The organism is Epilithonimonas tenax DSM 16811 (assembly GCF_000428485.1).
Classification (GTDB): domain Bacteria; phylum Bacteroidota; class Bacteroidia; order Flavobacteriales; family Weeksellaceae; genus Epilithonimonas; species Epilithonimonas tenax.
This window is the reverse complement of sequence record NZ_AUAA01000058.1, coordinates 1-14713: the sequence shown is the minus strand read 5'-3', so window position 1 is coordinate 14713 and position 14713 is coordinate 1. Positions and strand designations below refer to the sequence as shown.

At 38.1% G+C, this 14713-nt stretch carries 17 protein-coding genes and 2 pseudogenes; 4 read left to right on the top strand and 15 right to left on the bottom strand.

Annotated elements, in window-relative coordinates:
• The 6 genes and pseudogenes from F564_RS19520 to F564_RS0116255 form a co-directional block, all read right to left on the bottom strand.
• Positions 1-192 (bottom strand): annotated as a pseudogene (locus F564_RS19520) (IS982 family transposase); the annotation flags it as partial.
• Between the two features lie 444 nt (positions 193-636).
• Complete coding sequence (gene ypfJ, locus F564_RS0116275; protein ID WP_028123546.1) at positions 637-1482, bottom strand: KPN_02809 family neutral zinc metallopeptidase; 846 nt, start codon at positions 1480-1482, stop codon at positions 637-639.
• Positions 1483-1667: 185 nt separating this feature from the next.
• Complete coding sequence (ribH, locus tag F564_RS0116270) at positions 1668-2153, bottom strand: 6,7-dimethyl-8-ribityllumazine synthase (RefSeq protein WP_028123545.1); 486 nt, start codon at positions 2151-2153, stop codon at positions 1668-1670.
• Between the two features lie 3 nt (positions 2154-2156).
• The gene (locus F564_RS0116265) at positions 2157-2861 is read right to left on the bottom strand and encodes a YfgM family protein (protein WP_028123544.1); all 705 of its coding nucleotides are present in this window, start codon (positions 2859-2861) and stop codon (positions 2157-2159) included.
• A gap of 78 nt (positions 2862-2939) precedes the next feature.
• Complete coding sequence (locus tag F564_RS0116260; RefSeq protein ID WP_028123543.1) at positions 2940-3476, bottom strand: adenine phosphoribosyltransferase; 537 nt, start codon at positions 3474-3476, stop codon at positions 2940-2942.
• A gap of 9 nt (positions 3477-3485) precedes the next feature.
• A complete protein-coding gene (locus F564_RS0116255) occupies positions 3486-4652 on the bottom strand; it encodes an NTF2-like transpeptidase (protein WP_028123542.1) in 1167 nt (388 codons plus the stop codon).
• 146 nt (positions 4653-4798) lie between these two features.
• Between F564_RS0116255 and F564_RS0116250 the strand changes: the two genes are divergently transcribed.
• From F564_RS0116250 to F564_RS0116235, 4 genes are all read left to right on the top strand, one after another.
• Entirely contained in the window at positions 4799-5230 is a 432-nt protein-coding gene (locus F564_RS0116250; RefSeq protein WP_185094340.1) for a RapZ C-terminal domain-containing protein, read from the top strand.
• 64 nt (positions 5231-5294) lie between these two features.
• A complete protein-coding gene (locus F564_RS0116245) occupies positions 5295-6008 on the top strand; it encodes a nucleotidyltransferase family protein (protein ID WP_028123540.1) in 714 nt (237 codons plus the stop codon).
• Positions 6005-6715, top strand: coding sequence for an LOG family protein (locus F564_RS0116240; protein ID WP_028123539.1), 711 nt, complete (start codon positions 6005-6007; stop codon positions 6713-6715). The genes F564_RS0116245 and F564_RS0116240 overlap by 4 nt, the downstream gene beginning before the upstream one ends.
• A 59-nt stretch (positions 6716-6774) precedes the next feature.
• On the top strand, positions 6775-7248 hold the full coding sequence (locus F564_RS0116235; RefSeq protein WP_028123538.1) for a DUF6702 family protein: 474 nt from the start codon (positions 6775-6777) through the stop codon (positions 7246-7248).
• Positions 7249-7294: 46 nt separating this feature from the next.
• Here F564_RS0116235 and F564_RS0116230 read toward each other — a convergent pair whose 3' ends face one another.
• The 9 genes and pseudogenes from F564_RS0116230 to F564_RS21265 all read right to left on the bottom strand — a co-directional run.
• Positions 7295-7756, bottom strand: coding sequence for a hypothetical protein (locus tag F564_RS0116230; RefSeq protein ID WP_028123537.1), 462 nt, complete (start codon positions 7754-7756; stop codon positions 7295-7297).
• 166 nt (positions 7757-7922) lie between these two features.
• Positions 7923-8660 carry a sulfite exporter TauE/SafE family protein gene (locus F564_RS0116225; protein ID WP_028123536.1) on the bottom strand — a complete coding sequence of 246 codons (738 nt, stop codon included), beginning with the start codon at positions 8658-8660 and terminating at the stop codon, positions 7923-7925.
• Positions 8651-9100, bottom strand: coding sequence for a FixH family protein (locus F564_RS0116220; protein ID WP_028123535.1), 450 nt, complete (start codon positions 9098-9100; stop codon positions 8651-8653). Before F564_RS0116220 ends, F564_RS0116225 begins: the two co-directional genes overlap by 10 nt.
• A 10-nt stretch (positions 9101-9110) precedes the next feature.
• Entirely contained in the window at positions 9111-10562 is a 1452-nt protein-coding gene (gene ccoG / locus F564_RS0116215; RefSeq protein WP_028123534.1) for a cytochrome c oxidase accessory protein CcoG, read from the bottom strand.
• A gap of 110 nt (positions 10563-10672) precedes the next feature.
• Entirely contained in the window at positions 10673-11557 is an 885-nt protein-coding gene (locus F564_RS0116210; RefSeq protein ID WP_028123533.1) for a cbb3-type cytochrome c oxidase N-terminal domain-containing protein, read from the bottom strand.
• 19 nt (positions 11558-11576) lie between these two features.
• Positions 11577-11774 carry a hypothetical protein gene (locus tag F564_RS0116205; RefSeq protein ID WP_028123532.1) on the bottom strand — a complete coding sequence of 66 codons (198 nt, stop codon included), beginning with the start codon at positions 11772-11774 and terminating at the stop codon, positions 11577-11579.
• Positions 11775-11786: 12 nt separating this feature from the next.
• Entirely contained in the window at positions 11787-14072 is a 2286-nt protein-coding gene (gene ccoN / locus F564_RS0116200; RefSeq protein ID WP_028123531.1) for a cytochrome-c oxidase, cbb3-type subunit I, read from the bottom strand.
• 15 nt (positions 14073-14087) lie between these two features.
• Positions 14088-14276 (bottom strand): cbb3-type cytochrome oxidase assembly protein CcoS, encoded by a 189-nt coding sequence (ccoS, locus tag F564_RS0116195; protein WP_028123530.1) that lies wholly within the window; start codon positions 14274-14276, stop codon positions 14088-14090.
• Between the two features lie 329 nt (positions 14277-14605).
• Positions 14606-14713: pseudogene (locus F564_RS21265) on the bottom strand (IS982 family transposase); the annotation flags it as partial.

Sequence of the window (14713 nt, the reverse complement as noted above, 5' to 3'; positions counted from 1 at the left end):
TTTTGAATTAGAGAGGTATCTAAACAACTGATATTCTGAATCTATCGATAAATATTCCGCAGAAATATTTATTGCAATGAGCTCTAAATCAGATAATTTTGGTTTAATTGGTTTGAAATAAAAATTTTCTTTGATGGTTAATTTTCTTAATTCCTTTAAAATAAAATCGTAAATTGCATCTAGGTTATTCATAACGTATTAGATTGATAGTCAATACAATATACGAAATTTTCGTATTATGAGTAACCTTTTTTATAATGCACTACGGGTTAACAATTATTTTAAATACCTTGTTAAAAACAAAAAAAATTATTAATATTAATAAGTTATTTCAATATTTTATGCGGTTAATTGATCGCTTGAGTTCAAAATAGTCAATTCTATTAGCTCTGTCAAAGCACTTGGGAATTGATTTCAAACTGTTTGTAGTGACGGGATTTTACAGTTTTTCCATCATAATATTATGGCAGCAATCAAATCATCATAGAAACAAAGAAGAAAGGGAGTTATCGTGATTTTGTAGGCATGCATTCGTCATCTGGAAATCTATGATGTTCCGGATTTGCTTTTATGGCATATAAAAAGAACAGACAAAATTCTTGTCTGTTCTTTTTATATGCCGTAAGTTAATTCTGATTATCTCAAAAGCGCATTGAAGGTATCACCTTGTCTAATATCGCCACTGTTATAGCCCTTCATAAACCATTCTTCTCTCTGTGCGGAAGAACCGTGTGTGAAGCTTTCCTGATTGACATAGCCTTGTCCTCTTTTCTGGATATTATCATCACCAACGGCTGCCGCAGCACTCATTGCCTCTTGTATATCGCCTGGTTCTAAGAATTTTTCACGGCTGTCTGTCTGTTTTGCCCATAATCCTGCGTAGAAATCGGCTTGTAATTCTGTAGCAACAGAAAATTTATTCGATTCTGTTTCTGATTGTGATCTTCGTAGCTGATTCACTTTTTGAGTGGTTCCTAAAAGCGTTTGGATATGGTGTCCATACTCGTGCCCCAAAACATAGGCGACTGTGAATTGTCCGACCTTGGCGCCAAACTTCTGTTGAAGCTCGTTGAAAAAACGCATATCCATGTAGATGATTTGGTCCGCAGGACAATAGAAAGGTCCCATCTCGGACTGTGCCGGTCCGCAACCTGAGTCTGTTCCATTTTCAAAAAGGACTACTTTTGCGGGCTGGAATTGGATGCCGTTTTCCTGAAAGATCTTGTGCCAGGTTTGTTCGTTTTCTGCGGTCAGCATTCTGACAAATTCCCGGATGTTGAGTTCCTCGTTGGAAAGTGCTCTTTGCTCCGTTTGTTGTGGTGCAGAAGTGCTGTTGTTTAGAATGGCTGATGGGTCTCCGCCCAAGAAGAAAACGATGGCTGCAACAATGATTGTTCCTAATCCGCCACCAACAAGCATTCCGCCGCCGCCTGAGCCACGTCTGTCATCCACATTGTCACTTCTGTCGTTTGTCCATTTCATCTTTTTAAATTTGCTGTTTTAAAATTAGTGTTTCTTTTTGATATTGAGTGATTTTTTTTGGATCGTCTTTAAAAATAGCCCTGATAGTAGTGGAAATCCCACAGCAAGCGATGGGAAAGGCTTGGTGCGAGGAATTGCAACGGATAGCAGGTTCCCGGCTCCGAAAAAATCTACAATCAGAACGACTAACTTGATTTTTTGTTGAAGTCTATCATTTTAAGTGCTGTAACGGCTGCTTCTACACCTTTGTTACCAAGACTTCCGCCGCTTCTTGCGATGGATTGTTCTTTGCTGTCGTCAGTAAGAACACAGAAAATAGCTGGTGTATCGGTCAAAATATTACAGTCCTTGATGCCTTGTGTAACGCCGGAACAAACGAACTCGAAATGCGGTGTTTCTCCACGGATGACATTCCCGATGGCAATCACTGCGGCAAATTTATTGGATTTGCAGAGTTTCATGGTCGCAAAACTAAGCTCGAATGCGCCAGGAACGTAATAGATGTGAATGTTCTCTACCTTGATACCTTCGGCCTTCAAGGTTTCCAGAGCGCCGTTTCTAAGGTTGTAGGTGATAAAGTCATTCCACTCAGAAACAACAATGCCGATAGAATATTCATCGGCATTGGATATGTTGAGCGGTTTGTAATCTGAAAGATTTACAGTTGCCATATGTTAATAATATTTTGTCATTTCTATAAAGGCATCGGATTGACCGTTGTCATAATCCTGATATTTTTCTTCTATCGCAGCGAAATATTTTTTAGCATCTGCGTTTTTCTTAAGTGCCAAAGCCAGCATCCCTGCTTTTTTTGTGAAATAATAAGATGTGTAAGCGTCATCTGAAGTAGAAGAGGCTTTATCTGCCATTGCAAGAGCGTCATCACTTTTGTTCAGGTTGGCAAGGCAGTCTGCCATTGCACCATATTTTAGCGCAACCAAAACTTTGTTACCAGAGCTGAAGTTGTCTAGCAGATCATAAGCTTTCTGGTAATGTCCTTTTTTGAATTCAATTAATCCAGCGTTGTAAGCCGCTAATTTACCTGCGTCTGTACTTCCGTACTGATCATAGGTTCCTAAGAATCCTGGATTTGCAACAGATTTTCCACCAAGGGCCAGATCTTCTTTACCTTCGGCCAGATTTTTCTGCGCAGAAAGATAACTTTTCGTAGCTTCTTCGTTTTTTGGACCTACAATAAATTGCTTATATCCGAACCAAGCCAGAACTGCGAAAATCAGAATACCGAAAGCAATACTCATTATTTTAGCATTTTTTTCTAGAAAGCCTTCGATATTCAGCGCTTCTTTGTCAAGATCTTTAAAGAATTCTACAGTTTCTTTTCCTTCTTGCTCGTTGTTTTTGTTATGTAGATCTGCCATAATTTTTTAGTAAATGAAGTGCAAATTTAACGTTTTAGTTTTGATTTGCAAAAATTCTTTTTTATTGCGAAAAATTCTTTAATATTTTAAGATAGAATAGACTTCCGCACGGAATTTTGACAGTCGTTCTTCGCCTTTCAGATCTTTCAAATCAATTAAGAAACTGAATTGGGTAGGGATTGCGCCTTGCTTTGATACCAATTTTGCAGCCGCTTCCGTTGTCCCGCCAGTTGCCAAAAGGTCATCGTGGATCAAAACGCGTTGGCCTTCTTTCAGGTGGCCGGTTTTCATTTCGATCGCCGCAGAACCATATTCGAGATCGTATTTTTCGCCGATGAAAGGTGGCGGTAATTTTCCTGCTTTTCTAATCAATACAAAAGGAACATCCAGCGCAATGGCGATTGCGATCCCAAAAAGATAGCCCCTGCTTTCTATTCCGCACACAACATCTACTTTGCCACGGCTGAATTGTGCTAGGTCTGCAATCACTTCTTCGTATAATTTGGGCTGAAGAAAAATAGGACAGATATCTTTGAACTGGATTCCCGGAATGGGAAAATCAGGGATTGTTTCTATGGTTTGTTCTAATTTTTGGATGAGTTCTGCTGACGCCATTATTTATTTTTAATTGTTGATTTTATAAGTGGTGATTTTCCAGTTATTGTTGACGGCTTTCAATCCGTAAGTAACGTTCAGGGAAGTCACTTTCCCGTTTTTGTCTGTTACATCGTACGTGACGTTCACGTTTGCGGCATTGTCTCTGTTGTAAGGAACTGCAATGTTTTTGACTGTAATATTTTTCACCGAACCGAAACCGGAATTGGGATTTGAGAATTTATCATAAGATCCCCAATTTGGATTTTCAGCAGCATCAAAAGCCGCTTTGAAATTCTGAGTAGATAGGTGATTCAAAAATTTGGTCACGGTTACTTTCGGGTCTGATGTTGGTTTAACCGGAGCTGGTGGTGGAACAACTGTTTCGCCAGTCTGAGGATCTACTTGTGGTGGTGGTGGCGCCTGGATCGAATCAGAAACGACTTGGGCTGGTGGCGTATAAAGTGCCTGACCGTTGACAGGAACGCCCATTTTAATCATTTGTAAAAGCTTCTTGGTCGTTTTTACAGATAATTTGATATCAATTTTTTCTTCAAATATTTTTTCTCTTGGTAATGATGCATATTTGATGGTGAAACCTCGGAAGGCTGGGTCTTGCATTAGGTTTTTAGAAGTCGAGATTTTGGTTCCGCCGCTTGATATTTCCATAATAGTTTCTAAAGCAGCGCCTTCGAAATCAACTTTTCTACCATTGTTGTCTAGCAGTTGCGGAATGATGATCAAACCTTTGGAGCCTGTCAAGCTGTCGCCAGCAATATTTCTGACAACAATATTAAGTGCGGCCGCATCAATGTCATTCGGGTCCTTTTCTGATGCTGTCACATTTCCGAAGATGTTCATCTCGCCAAGGCTTGGTGGCGCTGTACTACTCCAGGCAATACCGTTTTTCTGGGCGACTTCATCTGCCATTGTGAAAATATCTGGCGTCTTTTTGCCATTTAGAAGTTTCCCTAAGGCCTCTATTTCCGCAATGTCACCATCAGCTTCTACACCAAAAGTTTTCAGAATGTATAAGGCTTCATTGAATTTCACTTGTTTCAGGGTCGGTAAGCTGGAAGCCATATCGTTGATGCTTTCCTGGAAGCTCATCCGATTGCTGCCATCGACACTTGTTTTTTTGCAGCTTATCGTAAAGATTAGTAAAGTTGCTAATAAACAGTATTTTATAAATTTCATTTTGTGTGATTTATTTAAAAATAAGACTTTTGTTTGATTTGAATGACCTCATATCAATTTAGATGCAAAATTAAATTTTAAATTCAGAATACTCATATTTTTGAAAGAAAATTAAAAAAAGTAACTTTACGGAAAAATTAGATTTGATGCAGAACAAACTCCATATAGAGATTCATAGTTTTTCTTATAAAAAAGGTGGTATCCCTAAAGATAACACCGAAAACGGTGGCGGATTTGTCTTCGATTGTCGAGGGATTTTGAATCCGGGAAGAATAGAAGAATATAAAATACAAACAGGGAATGACGTGGGCGTTCAAGAGTTTTTGGAGACGAAAACCGAAATGCCTCATTTCTTAAAGTCGATTCAGTCATTAATATCCATTAGTATTGAAAATTATTTGAGTCGCAATTTTGAACATCTGCAAATCAACTTTGGTTGCACAGGCGGACAACACCGTTCGGTTTATTCTGCGATTAAGACGGCAGAATTTATCAAGGAAAAATATCCTGAAGCAGTTGTTTCTGTAAAGCACGATGAACAGTTGCATCTTAATCTATCAATGATCAATGATAATTGATCATTGATTTTCTCATTCAATATTTAATCATTTATCTCTTATCAATTATCAGTTACAAAAAAATATGAAAGCATTAATATTTGCTGCAGGAAAGGGAACACGGCTGAAACCTTTTACTGACGAACATCCGAAAGCTTTGGCAAAAGTAAACGGTGTACCACTATTGGAAAGAAATATAAAATATCTACAAGGTTTTGGAATCAATGATTTTGTCATCAATATTCATCATTTTGGAGGGCAGATTCTGGCTTTCTTGGCGGAGAATGACAATTTCGGAGCGAACATCGAAATCTCCAACGAGCACGAAGAACTCTTGGAGACTGGCGGCGGATTGCTTTTTGCCAAAAAATTCCTTGAGAATGAAAAGTCATTCCTCATCATGAATGTCGATATCCTGACAGATCTGAATATCACCAATTTCATCCGACTTCACGAGACCAAAGGCGCAATGATCACGCTGGCTGTTTCTGACAGAGACAGTTCCAGAAAACTGATGTTCAATGATAAAATGTTTTTGAAAGGCTGGAGAAATCTTCAAACCAATAAAAAGACAGTCGTGGGCGGGATTTTCAAACTGAGAGAATTGGCGTTCAGCGGTGTTCATTGTGTGAATTCTGAGATCTTTGATCAATTCACAAGAACCGGAAAATTCTCTATTATGGATGAATATATGGATCTCATGAAAGAAGATATCATTGTTGGTTATCAGCATACTTCTAATTTGGTAGATGTTGGAAGACCAGAATCTATTGTAGAAGCAGAAAGAATATTCCGATGATAGAAAAAGATGAGGATAGCAGGCTGCACGAAAGTCTGCGCCAGAAAACCTGGGACGAAACCATTACCAAAGACAGCTGGATGGTTTTCCGCGTGATGTCTGAGTTTGTGGATGGGTATGAGAAAATGGCCAGAATTGGACCTTGTGTTTCCATCTTTGGTTCTGCTAGGCTGAAGGAAGATAGTTTCTACTACAAAATGGCGGTTGATATTGCCAAGAAAATTACAGAAATCGGTTTTGGCGTCATCACTGGTGGCGGACCTGGCATCATGGAAGCTGGTAATAAAGGCGCGAACGGAAGCGGAAAATCCATCGGTTTGAATATCGACTTGCCCTTCGAACAACATTTTAATCCGTATGTTGACAAGGGTTACAATATCAATTTTGATTATTTTTTCGTTAGAAAAGTCATGTTTGTCAAATATTCACAAGGTTTCGTCGTTTTACCCGGAGGATTCGGAACTTTGGATGAATTGTCGGAAGCTTTGACTTTAATTCAAACCCATAAAATAGGGAAATTCCCCATTGTTTTGGTAGGCAGCGAATTCTGGAGCGGATTGCTGGATTGGTTCAAGGACACCTTGCTAAAGAATGGCTTGATTGCTGAAAAAGATCTGGAGCTGTTCCGTGTCGTGGATAATGCAGATGATGCGGTGGCGCATATCAAAGCATTCTATGACAAATATTCGGTGAGTGTGAATTTCTAATTTGTGTGGCATATAATTTGACCATCATCCATTATAAAAGTGATTAAAACTTAATTAAAATGAAAAAATCAATCCTTATATTATCTCTCGGAATCTTGTTGGTTGGGCTTTTTAGCTTTACAGCAGTGGATTTCTTCTCATCGATGACCAAAGTGGATTATATTGATGGAACCAAAACCCTGAAGTTTACAACAAAGCTGAATACAAACCACATCTCTCAAGCGGTGAAAATAGATCCTGCCACGGCAGGCTTTGAAGCGGAAGTGAAAAAATATGTGAATAATAATGTAGATGTTGTGATCAATGGCGCTGCAAAACAACTGACTTTCACGGGAAGTCAGGTCAATGGTGAATCTGTCTGGGTTTATTATGAAGCGAGTGGCGTTTCTGATATTTCAAGCTTGAAGATCAAGAACAGTATTTTGATCGGACAGTTTCCAAAACAGGTCAACATCGTGAACATCACTTATAAAGGCGCTCTCAAAACGCTCAACTTCCAAAAGGGAAAGGAGACAGCGGAAGTAAGTTTCTAAAAAATTAAAATCGGTCAAGTGGCCGATTTTTTTTATTTGAATAACTTTAATAGGTAAAATCAAAAGGCGTGAAATCCTGCAATTTTGGCAACGGTGACACTTTCTCTTTTGTTTTGATTTGTTTTAGGATTTTGTCTGTTTCATAATCAATATGTTTTACTATTTTGTCGCCAGTTGACAAATTGTAATCAACATATTCGATGTAGCTGGCGCTAGCATTATTAAATTGAAATCCAATCAGTTCGAAATTTCCTTTTTGAAATCGGAATTTGTGGGTAAAGTTTCCTCTTATTAATTGATTCGTAAAGATTAAAATTCCATTTTTGATTTCTAACTTTTCTAAAATTATTTCAGAAGTTCCGGCACCTTGTGTGAATTTCGGCAATACCGCTTTGGTTGATGACAATACGGTTTTATAATTTCCATCTTTATTTTGAAATTGAACTTGTAATAAGTAAGGCAAATATTTGTCAGCTTTGTCCACCTTCATCAGGACTTTATCAGACATTCCGTCATTATTCAAATCACCTTTTACATTGAAAACGACTGTTGTAACTAGAAAAGTTTTTCTGAGCTAAAATCATCTTTGCACTGCAGAATGTAGAAATGACAAGCAATAGTTTGAATGTTTTCATTTTGACATTATTTTGAAGGATTAAGAGAATTCATAAAATCTAATGACAATTCGTATGATCCGTGTGAAAACCATCTGTAGAGTGGTTGATGTGCAAAGATTCAGACTGTGGAGAGATGTAAGGAATACCGAGCTCCAAGCCTCTTAAAATGAATAAGCCTCCAAGAATGATCATCATGACTGGAATCACTTTTAAAATGCGAAGTCGGAAAGCTGTCGTGATGAAATTTCCTAAGTAAACTACCGCGAACATAAACGGGAAAGTTCCCAATCCAAAAAGAAACATAAAGAGTGAGCTTTGCCAGATTCCACCAGCTGCCAGAGAAGCCGTTAAAGCCATATAAACCATTCCGCAAGGTAAAAAACCGTTCAGAATTCCGGTGGCAAAACGGGAGTGGTAATCGGGACGTTGCAGGATTTTCCCCAATTTCATTTTGACCTTCAACAAAGCTCTGGAAACAAATGGGATTTTTGCTGCGAAGTCTTTTCCTCCGAAAGAAAAAATTGCCATTACAATTAGTAAAATCCCAACAATGATGGTCAGGTATTTTTGAAATCCGGCCAACTCAAAACTTTGTCCAATGATGCCTAAAATGGCGCCCAAAGCAGAGTAGGTGAGGATTCTCCCAAACTGATAAGTGAGATTCTGTAAATAGAAATTGGCTTTCTGATTTTTGGTCAGTCCCATAGATAAGGCAATAGGTCCACACATACCAATGCAATGGAATCCGGACGCAAATCCCAAACCAATGGCTGATATGAGGAGTGTTATTTCCATAAGATGTCATAATCTACCTGATATGGTTTCTTATCTGCTGTCCATTTTAATTTTAGGGTGTAGGATCCTTTAGAGATGACTTTATCAGGAATCAGGAAAAGATGGTGTTGTAAAATCACTTCCTTTTTCACATCCAGATTAGAATCTTCTGTACGGAAGAGAACGAAGTTGACTTTGTTGTCATCTACCTTGATGGTTTCGGGAAAAGTAATTAAGAGTCCTTCTCTCGTTGTTTTATAAGCAGGTGTTTTTTCTAATTTGGCTGCATTGTTTTTGGCATCAATGATGTCTTGGTATTGCAGTTCTTCTTCGTAATAATTGTTAGAGATCATTTCAGCATTCTGTTTTCCCATTGGAAAGATAAAGATGAGAAATAAAATAAAAAGCATAAAACAGCCTAGTGCAATTGCCAATCCGTGTCCCCAATTTAGATTTTTCATGGATTAATAATTAAAATTGAAATTTGAATGGTCCTTCGAAATAAGTACTGTACGAATCCAGTAATTCACCGTTCATATCATAAACGCCTAATTCCAAATTCTGTTTAGAGAGCTTAATTTGGCTTTCCGGGAAACTGACGTTGATTGTTCCTTTGATCATCGCATCTCTTTTCAGAATGATTCTGTTAGATGTTCCAGATGATATTTCGCCGTTCGTAGGATCAATGATTTTGATGATCACTGTCTTGTTTTCGTTGGACTTATTGAGGAAAGTATAATTATAAGTATTGGTGATTTTCCCTTCTCTCACGAAGAAAGTGGATCCTGGAGGTTTGAGGAATTTGGCTTCCATTTCACCTCTGTTGTATAACAATCCTCCTAGGAAAACAACCAGCGCAAGTAAAACGATACTGTAAGCTTTCATCTTGCCAGAGAACTTGAATTGTTGTTGTTCTTCGATTTCTTTTTCTGAGGCGTAGCGGATCAATCCTGGCGGAAGACCAACTTTGACCATCACTTCATCACATGCGTCTATACAGGCAGTACAGTTAACACATTCCATCTGCAAGCCATCACGGATATCAATTCCTGTAGGACATACTACAACGCATTGTTTACAGTCGATACAGTCACCTTTGCCTTCTGCTCGTCTGTCTTCGCCTTTTTTCCATTTAGCACGGTTTTCACCTCTTTTATAATCGTAAAAAACGTTAATTGTTTCTTTATCAATCAGCACACCCTGAAGTCTTCCGTAAGGACAGACCATTGTACAAACCTGTTCTCTGAACCAAGCGAATACAAAATAGAATGCTGCCGTGAAAAGGATCATTACCAAGAAGTTGGTCGGTTTCGCAAACGGACCTTGCTGCATGATATTAAGCACCTCCTCATAACCAACAATGTACATAAACATAATGTGGGTGATGATAATGGAAATCAACAAGAATGTGAACCATTTTAAGGAGCGTTTCCAGATCTTTTCTGTATCCCATTCCTGGTTATCTAGTCTGATCTGTTTATTCCTGTCGCCTTCTATTGCATATTCTATCTTACGGAATATCATTTCCAGGAAAATAGTTTGAGGACAAATCCAACCACAAAAAATCCTTCCGAAAACAACAGTAAAGATGATAATAAAGATTAATGATACGATGGCGCCTAAGGCCAGAATAAAGAAATCCTGAGGATAAAAGGGCTGCCCGAAAATAAAGAATTGGCGTTCTATAATATTAAATAAAAGAACCGGATTGCCATTGATTTTTAGGAATGGAACAGCGAAGTAGATTCCCAATAAGAGGATACTGACAAGAACTCTGTAATTGGTAAATTTCCCTTTAGGTTTTCTTGGAAATACCCATTTTCTTTTCCCGGTATTATCCATTGTCCCTACAGAGTCTCTGAAAGTTTCAGCTTCTACGACCCAGCTTTCCGCTTCGTTGTATTTTTTTTCTGTAGTACTCATAATATTTAGCTAAAAAAAAGAGATTGTCCTAAAAATGAACAGACTACTATTCATTTCCAAATACCATTCCGAAGAGAACAGTATTCTTTGACAATCTCTTTTATATGATATTACTTAGATTTTTCCCAATTTGCTGCGGTTCCTTGCGGAGCAGCACCACCTTTTGCAGGAGTGACAGGCGCTTGTTCTTGGTTGATATGGTAGACATACGCTGCCACATTTTGCATATCAAATCCTGAAACGATACCGTTTTTTCCCCAAGCCTGCATAGTGGGGTTGTTTGGACTACCGTTTTCTACCATCCAGTAAACCGTTTTGTAGAGTGTTTTCTCTGGCTGATTGATCCAGAAATTATCTGTTAAATTGGGTCCAATTCCTCCTTTTCCACCTTCTCCGTGACAAGAGACACAGTTGGTTTCGAAAACGGCTTTACCTGCTTCCACATTATCTTCTGAGAATACAGCAGTTTCTAAAGTCGGCTGCGTTACAGTGGCCATATAATCATTGATCGCAGCAGTCTGTTCTCTGTATTCTTGCTCATATTCTTTGTAAGGATGAGCAAAATCTGTCAGAAAATAAGATGAAACATATAAAATACAGTATGCTACACCGAAATAAAATAGACCCAACCACCATTTTGGAAGCTGATTGTCTAGCTCCATAATACCGTCGAATCCGTGATCGATAAGGATGTCTTTTTCTTCTTTTTCTGACTGGCTTTTGAATGCACCGTTCCATAGGTATTGGAAATAGGGTACTTTTTTGTCAGCAAGATAGATTGCTTTTTCTGTATCTGTTAATTTTTTGAATTTTTCATTTTCAATCAAATCTCCAATTGCGCCTTGGATCAATACCACTACAATACTTATGAGCGATGTTCCAAGAAAGAATTTGGTAGACAAGAAATCCGATGTTTGTGTAAACATGTAGAAAACTATAATCAGTAATCCTAAAACGATTGGAATATTGATATAGGCAGGTGTTCTTCTTTTCATGATTAATTATCTTTTTTTATTACAAAGTAAATTCGTCGTCTTCGTGATCTTTTTCCAAAGGTGCATTCTCCTCTTCGTTGTAGTATTTTTTTGGCCTATTGATGACAATATAAACCATTACAACAAAGAATAAAATGAAGATGATCATTGCAATGGTTTGAAACAAACCTGCATTTTCCACATTGGAGACGATGTCTTTAAAACTTTGCGGAATCATTTTATTTTAAATTTAATTACTTGCTGTTTTTACCTCTGTCGTTTTGATATCAGTTCCTAGTCTTTGCAGATAAGATATCAAAGCTACGATCTCTCTTTTCTCTAGCGGAACAAATTGTTCGCCCGACTTAGCTTTGTTTGCTTTAGCTTCAGCAAATGATTTTTTAACATCATCAGCTTCTGAGAACACATTTTTTACAATCGCAGTCGCTTGGTTATTCATCCAGGAATCCATACTGTCAATCTGCGATTTTGTATATGGCACATCATAGGTATTCTTCATCAATTCCAATTTCGCTTTGGTCTTGCTTCTGTCCAATGTGTTTTCTATCAACCAAGGGAATCTTGGCATAATAGAACCTGCAGATGTAGATCTTGGATTATACATATGCTTGAAGTGCCAAGAATCTGGTCTTGCGCCACCTTCTCTCTGCAAATCCGGACCTGTTCTTTTCGAACCCCAAAGGAATGGTCTGTCATAGATGTACTCGCCAGCTTTGGAATATTGTCCGTTTTTACCGTTGAATCTTACAACTTCATCTCGGAAAGGGCGGATCATCTGTGAGTGGCAAGAGTTACAACCTTCTCTGATGTATAGATCTCTACCTTCCAATTCTAATGGTGAATAAGGCTTCACTGCAGAAATTGTAGGAACATTATCTTTGACAAATATAGTCGGTAGGATTTCTAATGATCCACCAATTGCCACTGCAACGAATGATAAGATTGACAAGTATAATGGCGTTCTTTCCAACCAAAGATGGAATGTTTCGCCTTCTTTTCTTCCTTTGTTGATTTTTGCTAATGCAGGAACTTCTACAGGAACTTCTTTTTGGAAAGATCCTTTTCTTGCTGTTGCAACTAGGTTAACAACCATTAGGATAGCACCGGAGAAGTATAATAATCCACCTAAAAATCGCAGTTTAAAGAATGGAAGAATTGCTGTAACGGTATCCAACCAGTTTTTATACATCAAAGTACCATCTGGGTTGAATTGTTTCCACATCAATCCTTGTGTAAATCCAGCGATATACAAAGGTACTGCGTAGAAAATGATCCCGAAAGTTCCCAACCAAAAATGCCAGTTCGCTAATTTTACAGACCAAAGTTTGGTTCTCCACATGATTGGAACTAAGTAATAAATGACTCCAAATGCCATAAAGCCGTTCCATCCCAATGCACCTAAGTGAACGTGACCGATAACCCAGTCAGTAAAGTGACCTACCTTGTTAACTGTTTTAGTGGCCAAAAGCGGGCCTTCAAAAGTTGCCATACCGTAACACGTTACTGCTACAACGAAGAATTTAAGAACCGGATTTTCTCTTACTTTATCCCATGCGCCTCTCAACGTCAATAAACCGTTTAGCATACCTCCCCAAGATGGTGCGATTAGCATAATAGAGAATCCTGTTCCTACAGCCTGAGCCCAAGCTGGCAAAGACGTATACTGCAAGTGGTGAGGACCTGCCCAGATATAGACAAAGATCAAAGACCAAAAGTGAATAATTGATAGTTTATATGAGAAGACTGGCCTGTCTGCTGCTTTGGGAACGAAATAATACATCATCCCAAGAACCGGTGTTGTCAGGAAAAATGCCACTGCATTATGACCATACCACCATTGCACCAATGCGTCTTTCACACCTGCATAGGCAGAATAGGACTTCCATCCTGTGAAGGATAAAGGAACTTCTAAGTTATTGAAAATATGAAGCATAGCTACAGCAACCCAAGTTCCGATATAGAACCAGATCGCCACGTACAAATGCCTTACTCTTCTTGTTGCCACTGTAGCAAACATATTGAAACCAAAAATCAACCAAACAACTGTGATCAAAATATCGATTGGCCACTCATGCTCAGCGTATTCTTTAGAAGTATTGATTCCCATTAGGAAGGTAATTAGAGTTGTTACCAGCATCAGCTGCCAACCCCAGAAGTGCATCCAAGAAAGTGTGTCGCTCCACATTCTGGACTTCAGCAATCTCTGCATAGAATAGTAAAATCCTGCAAAGAAACTGTTACCCACAAAAGCGAAAATCACTGTACTTGTGTGCATCATTCTTATACGTCCAAATCCGAAGGCGCCCTGTGAATCGATCAAGCCCTGCATCCCTCCACTTCTAAGTGATTGAATAGTAGGGTCGTCTGTTCCCAAGAAAAATTCGGGTAATTCAGGGTAAAATAGTAACAACGCAGCCGTCAGTCCTAATAAAAAACCTAATAAACCGAAAACGACCGTCGCAATAAGAAAAGCGCGAACAATCCCGTTGTCATAACTAAATTTTTGTGTTTCCATATCTACAAATAGCAATTATTCTTTATTGTTTTTTTTAGGAGTTTTTGTCTCCTTTTCTGTCTTCACCTCGTCATCAAATAAAATCCTGACTGCGGGCGATTCATCGTCCTCAAACTGCCCTTTTCTCGCTCCGATTATAAAAATAATCAGGAAAATAACAGCTAAAGAAACGCTGCAGATAATCATTAAATAGAGAATCTCCATATCTGCTACAAATTTAAGGTAAAAACAGTCGTCAAATTTAGTGAAAATTACTGACTTTGGTCAGAATGGCGGAAATATGGATAATTTATAACCGCTCTAAATAGTGTTTTTGGCTTAACAATAGGCATGAAAAAACCGCTTGATGCAGCGGTTTTTTTTATGTGTTTTTCACTCTAGAAATTGCAAACTTGTTAGTTGTATCTCTTGTTGGATTTTAATATAACATTCATTTTATATTGAGTTTTTGATAATAATATAATAGATTTACATCTTCAGGGTTGAAGCTTGTTCCTCTTGGTTTGTCAGGTATTATAACTCGTAGTGCATTATCAAACTAATGCAATTTTAATATTATTCATTTTTCTATTAAATACAAAAACATTTACAAATTGAATGAAAGTTAATGCTGTTATTTTGCTCAATATCCTTGTTTTAAA

Coding starts and splice junctions, on each gene's coding strand:
- F564_RS0116220 (WP_028123535.1), bottom strand. CDS start 9,100: ATGAAAAATCTAAATTGGGGACACGGATTGGCAATTGCACTAGGCTGT.
- F564_RS0116250 (WP_185094340.1), top strand. CDS start 4,799: ATGCAGAACAAACTCCATATAGAGATTCATAGTTTTTCTTATAAAAAA.
- F564_RS0116210 (WP_028123533.1), bottom strand. CDS start 11,557: ATGAAAAGAAGAACACCTGCCTATATCAATATTCCAATCGTTTTAGGA.
- F564_RS0116245 (WP_028123540.1), top strand. CDS start 5,295: ATGAAAGCATTAATATTTGCTGCAGGAAAGGGAACACGGCTGAAACCT.
- F564_RS0116240 (WP_028123539.1), top strand. CDS start 6,005: ATGATAGAAAAAGATGAGGATAGCAGGCTGCACGAAAGTCTGCGCCAG.
- F564_RS0116265 (WP_028123544.1), bottom strand. CDS start 2,861: ATGGCAGATCTACATAACAAAAACAACGAGCAAGAAGGAAAAGAAACT.
- ccoS (WP_028123530.1), bottom strand. CDS start 14,276: ATGGAGATTCTCTATTTAATGATTATCTGCAGCGTTTCTTTAGCTGTT.
- F564_RS0116260 (WP_028123543.1), bottom strand. CDS start 3,476: ATGGCGTCAGCAGAACTCATCCAAAAATTAGAACAAACCATAGAAACA.
- ccoN (WP_028123531.1), bottom strand. CDS start 14,072: ATGGAAACACAAAAATTTAGTTATGACAACGGGATTGTTCGCGCTTTT.
- F564_RS0116205 (WP_028123532.1), bottom strand. CDS start 11,774: ATGATTCCGCAAAGTTTTAAAGACATCGTCTCCAATGTGGAAAATGCA.
- F564_RS0116225 (WP_028123536.1), bottom strand. CDS start 8,660: ATGGAAATAACACTCCTCATATCAGCCATTGGTTTGGGATTTGCGTCC.
- ribH (WP_028123545.1), bottom strand. CDS start 2,153: ATGGCAACTGTAAATCTTTCAGATTACAAACCGCTCAACATATCCAAT.
- ypfJ (WP_028123546.1), bottom strand. CDS start 1,482: ATGAAATGGACAAACGACAGAAGTGACAATGTGGATGACAGACGTGGC.
- F564_RS0116230 (WP_028123537.1), bottom strand. CDS start 7,756: ATGTCTGATAAAGTCCTGATGAAGGTGGACAAAGCTGACAAATATTTG.
- F564_RS0116255 (WP_028123542.1), bottom strand. CDS start 4,652: ATGAAATTTATAAAATACTGTTTATTAGCAACTTTACTAATCTTTACG.
- F564_RS0116235 (WP_028123538.1), top strand. CDS start 6,775: ATGAAAAAATCAATCCTTATATTATCTCTCGGAATCTTGTTGGTTGGG.
- ccoG (WP_028123534.1), bottom strand. CDS start 10,562: ATGAGTACTACAGAAAAAAAATACAACGAAGCGGAAAGCTGGGTCGTA.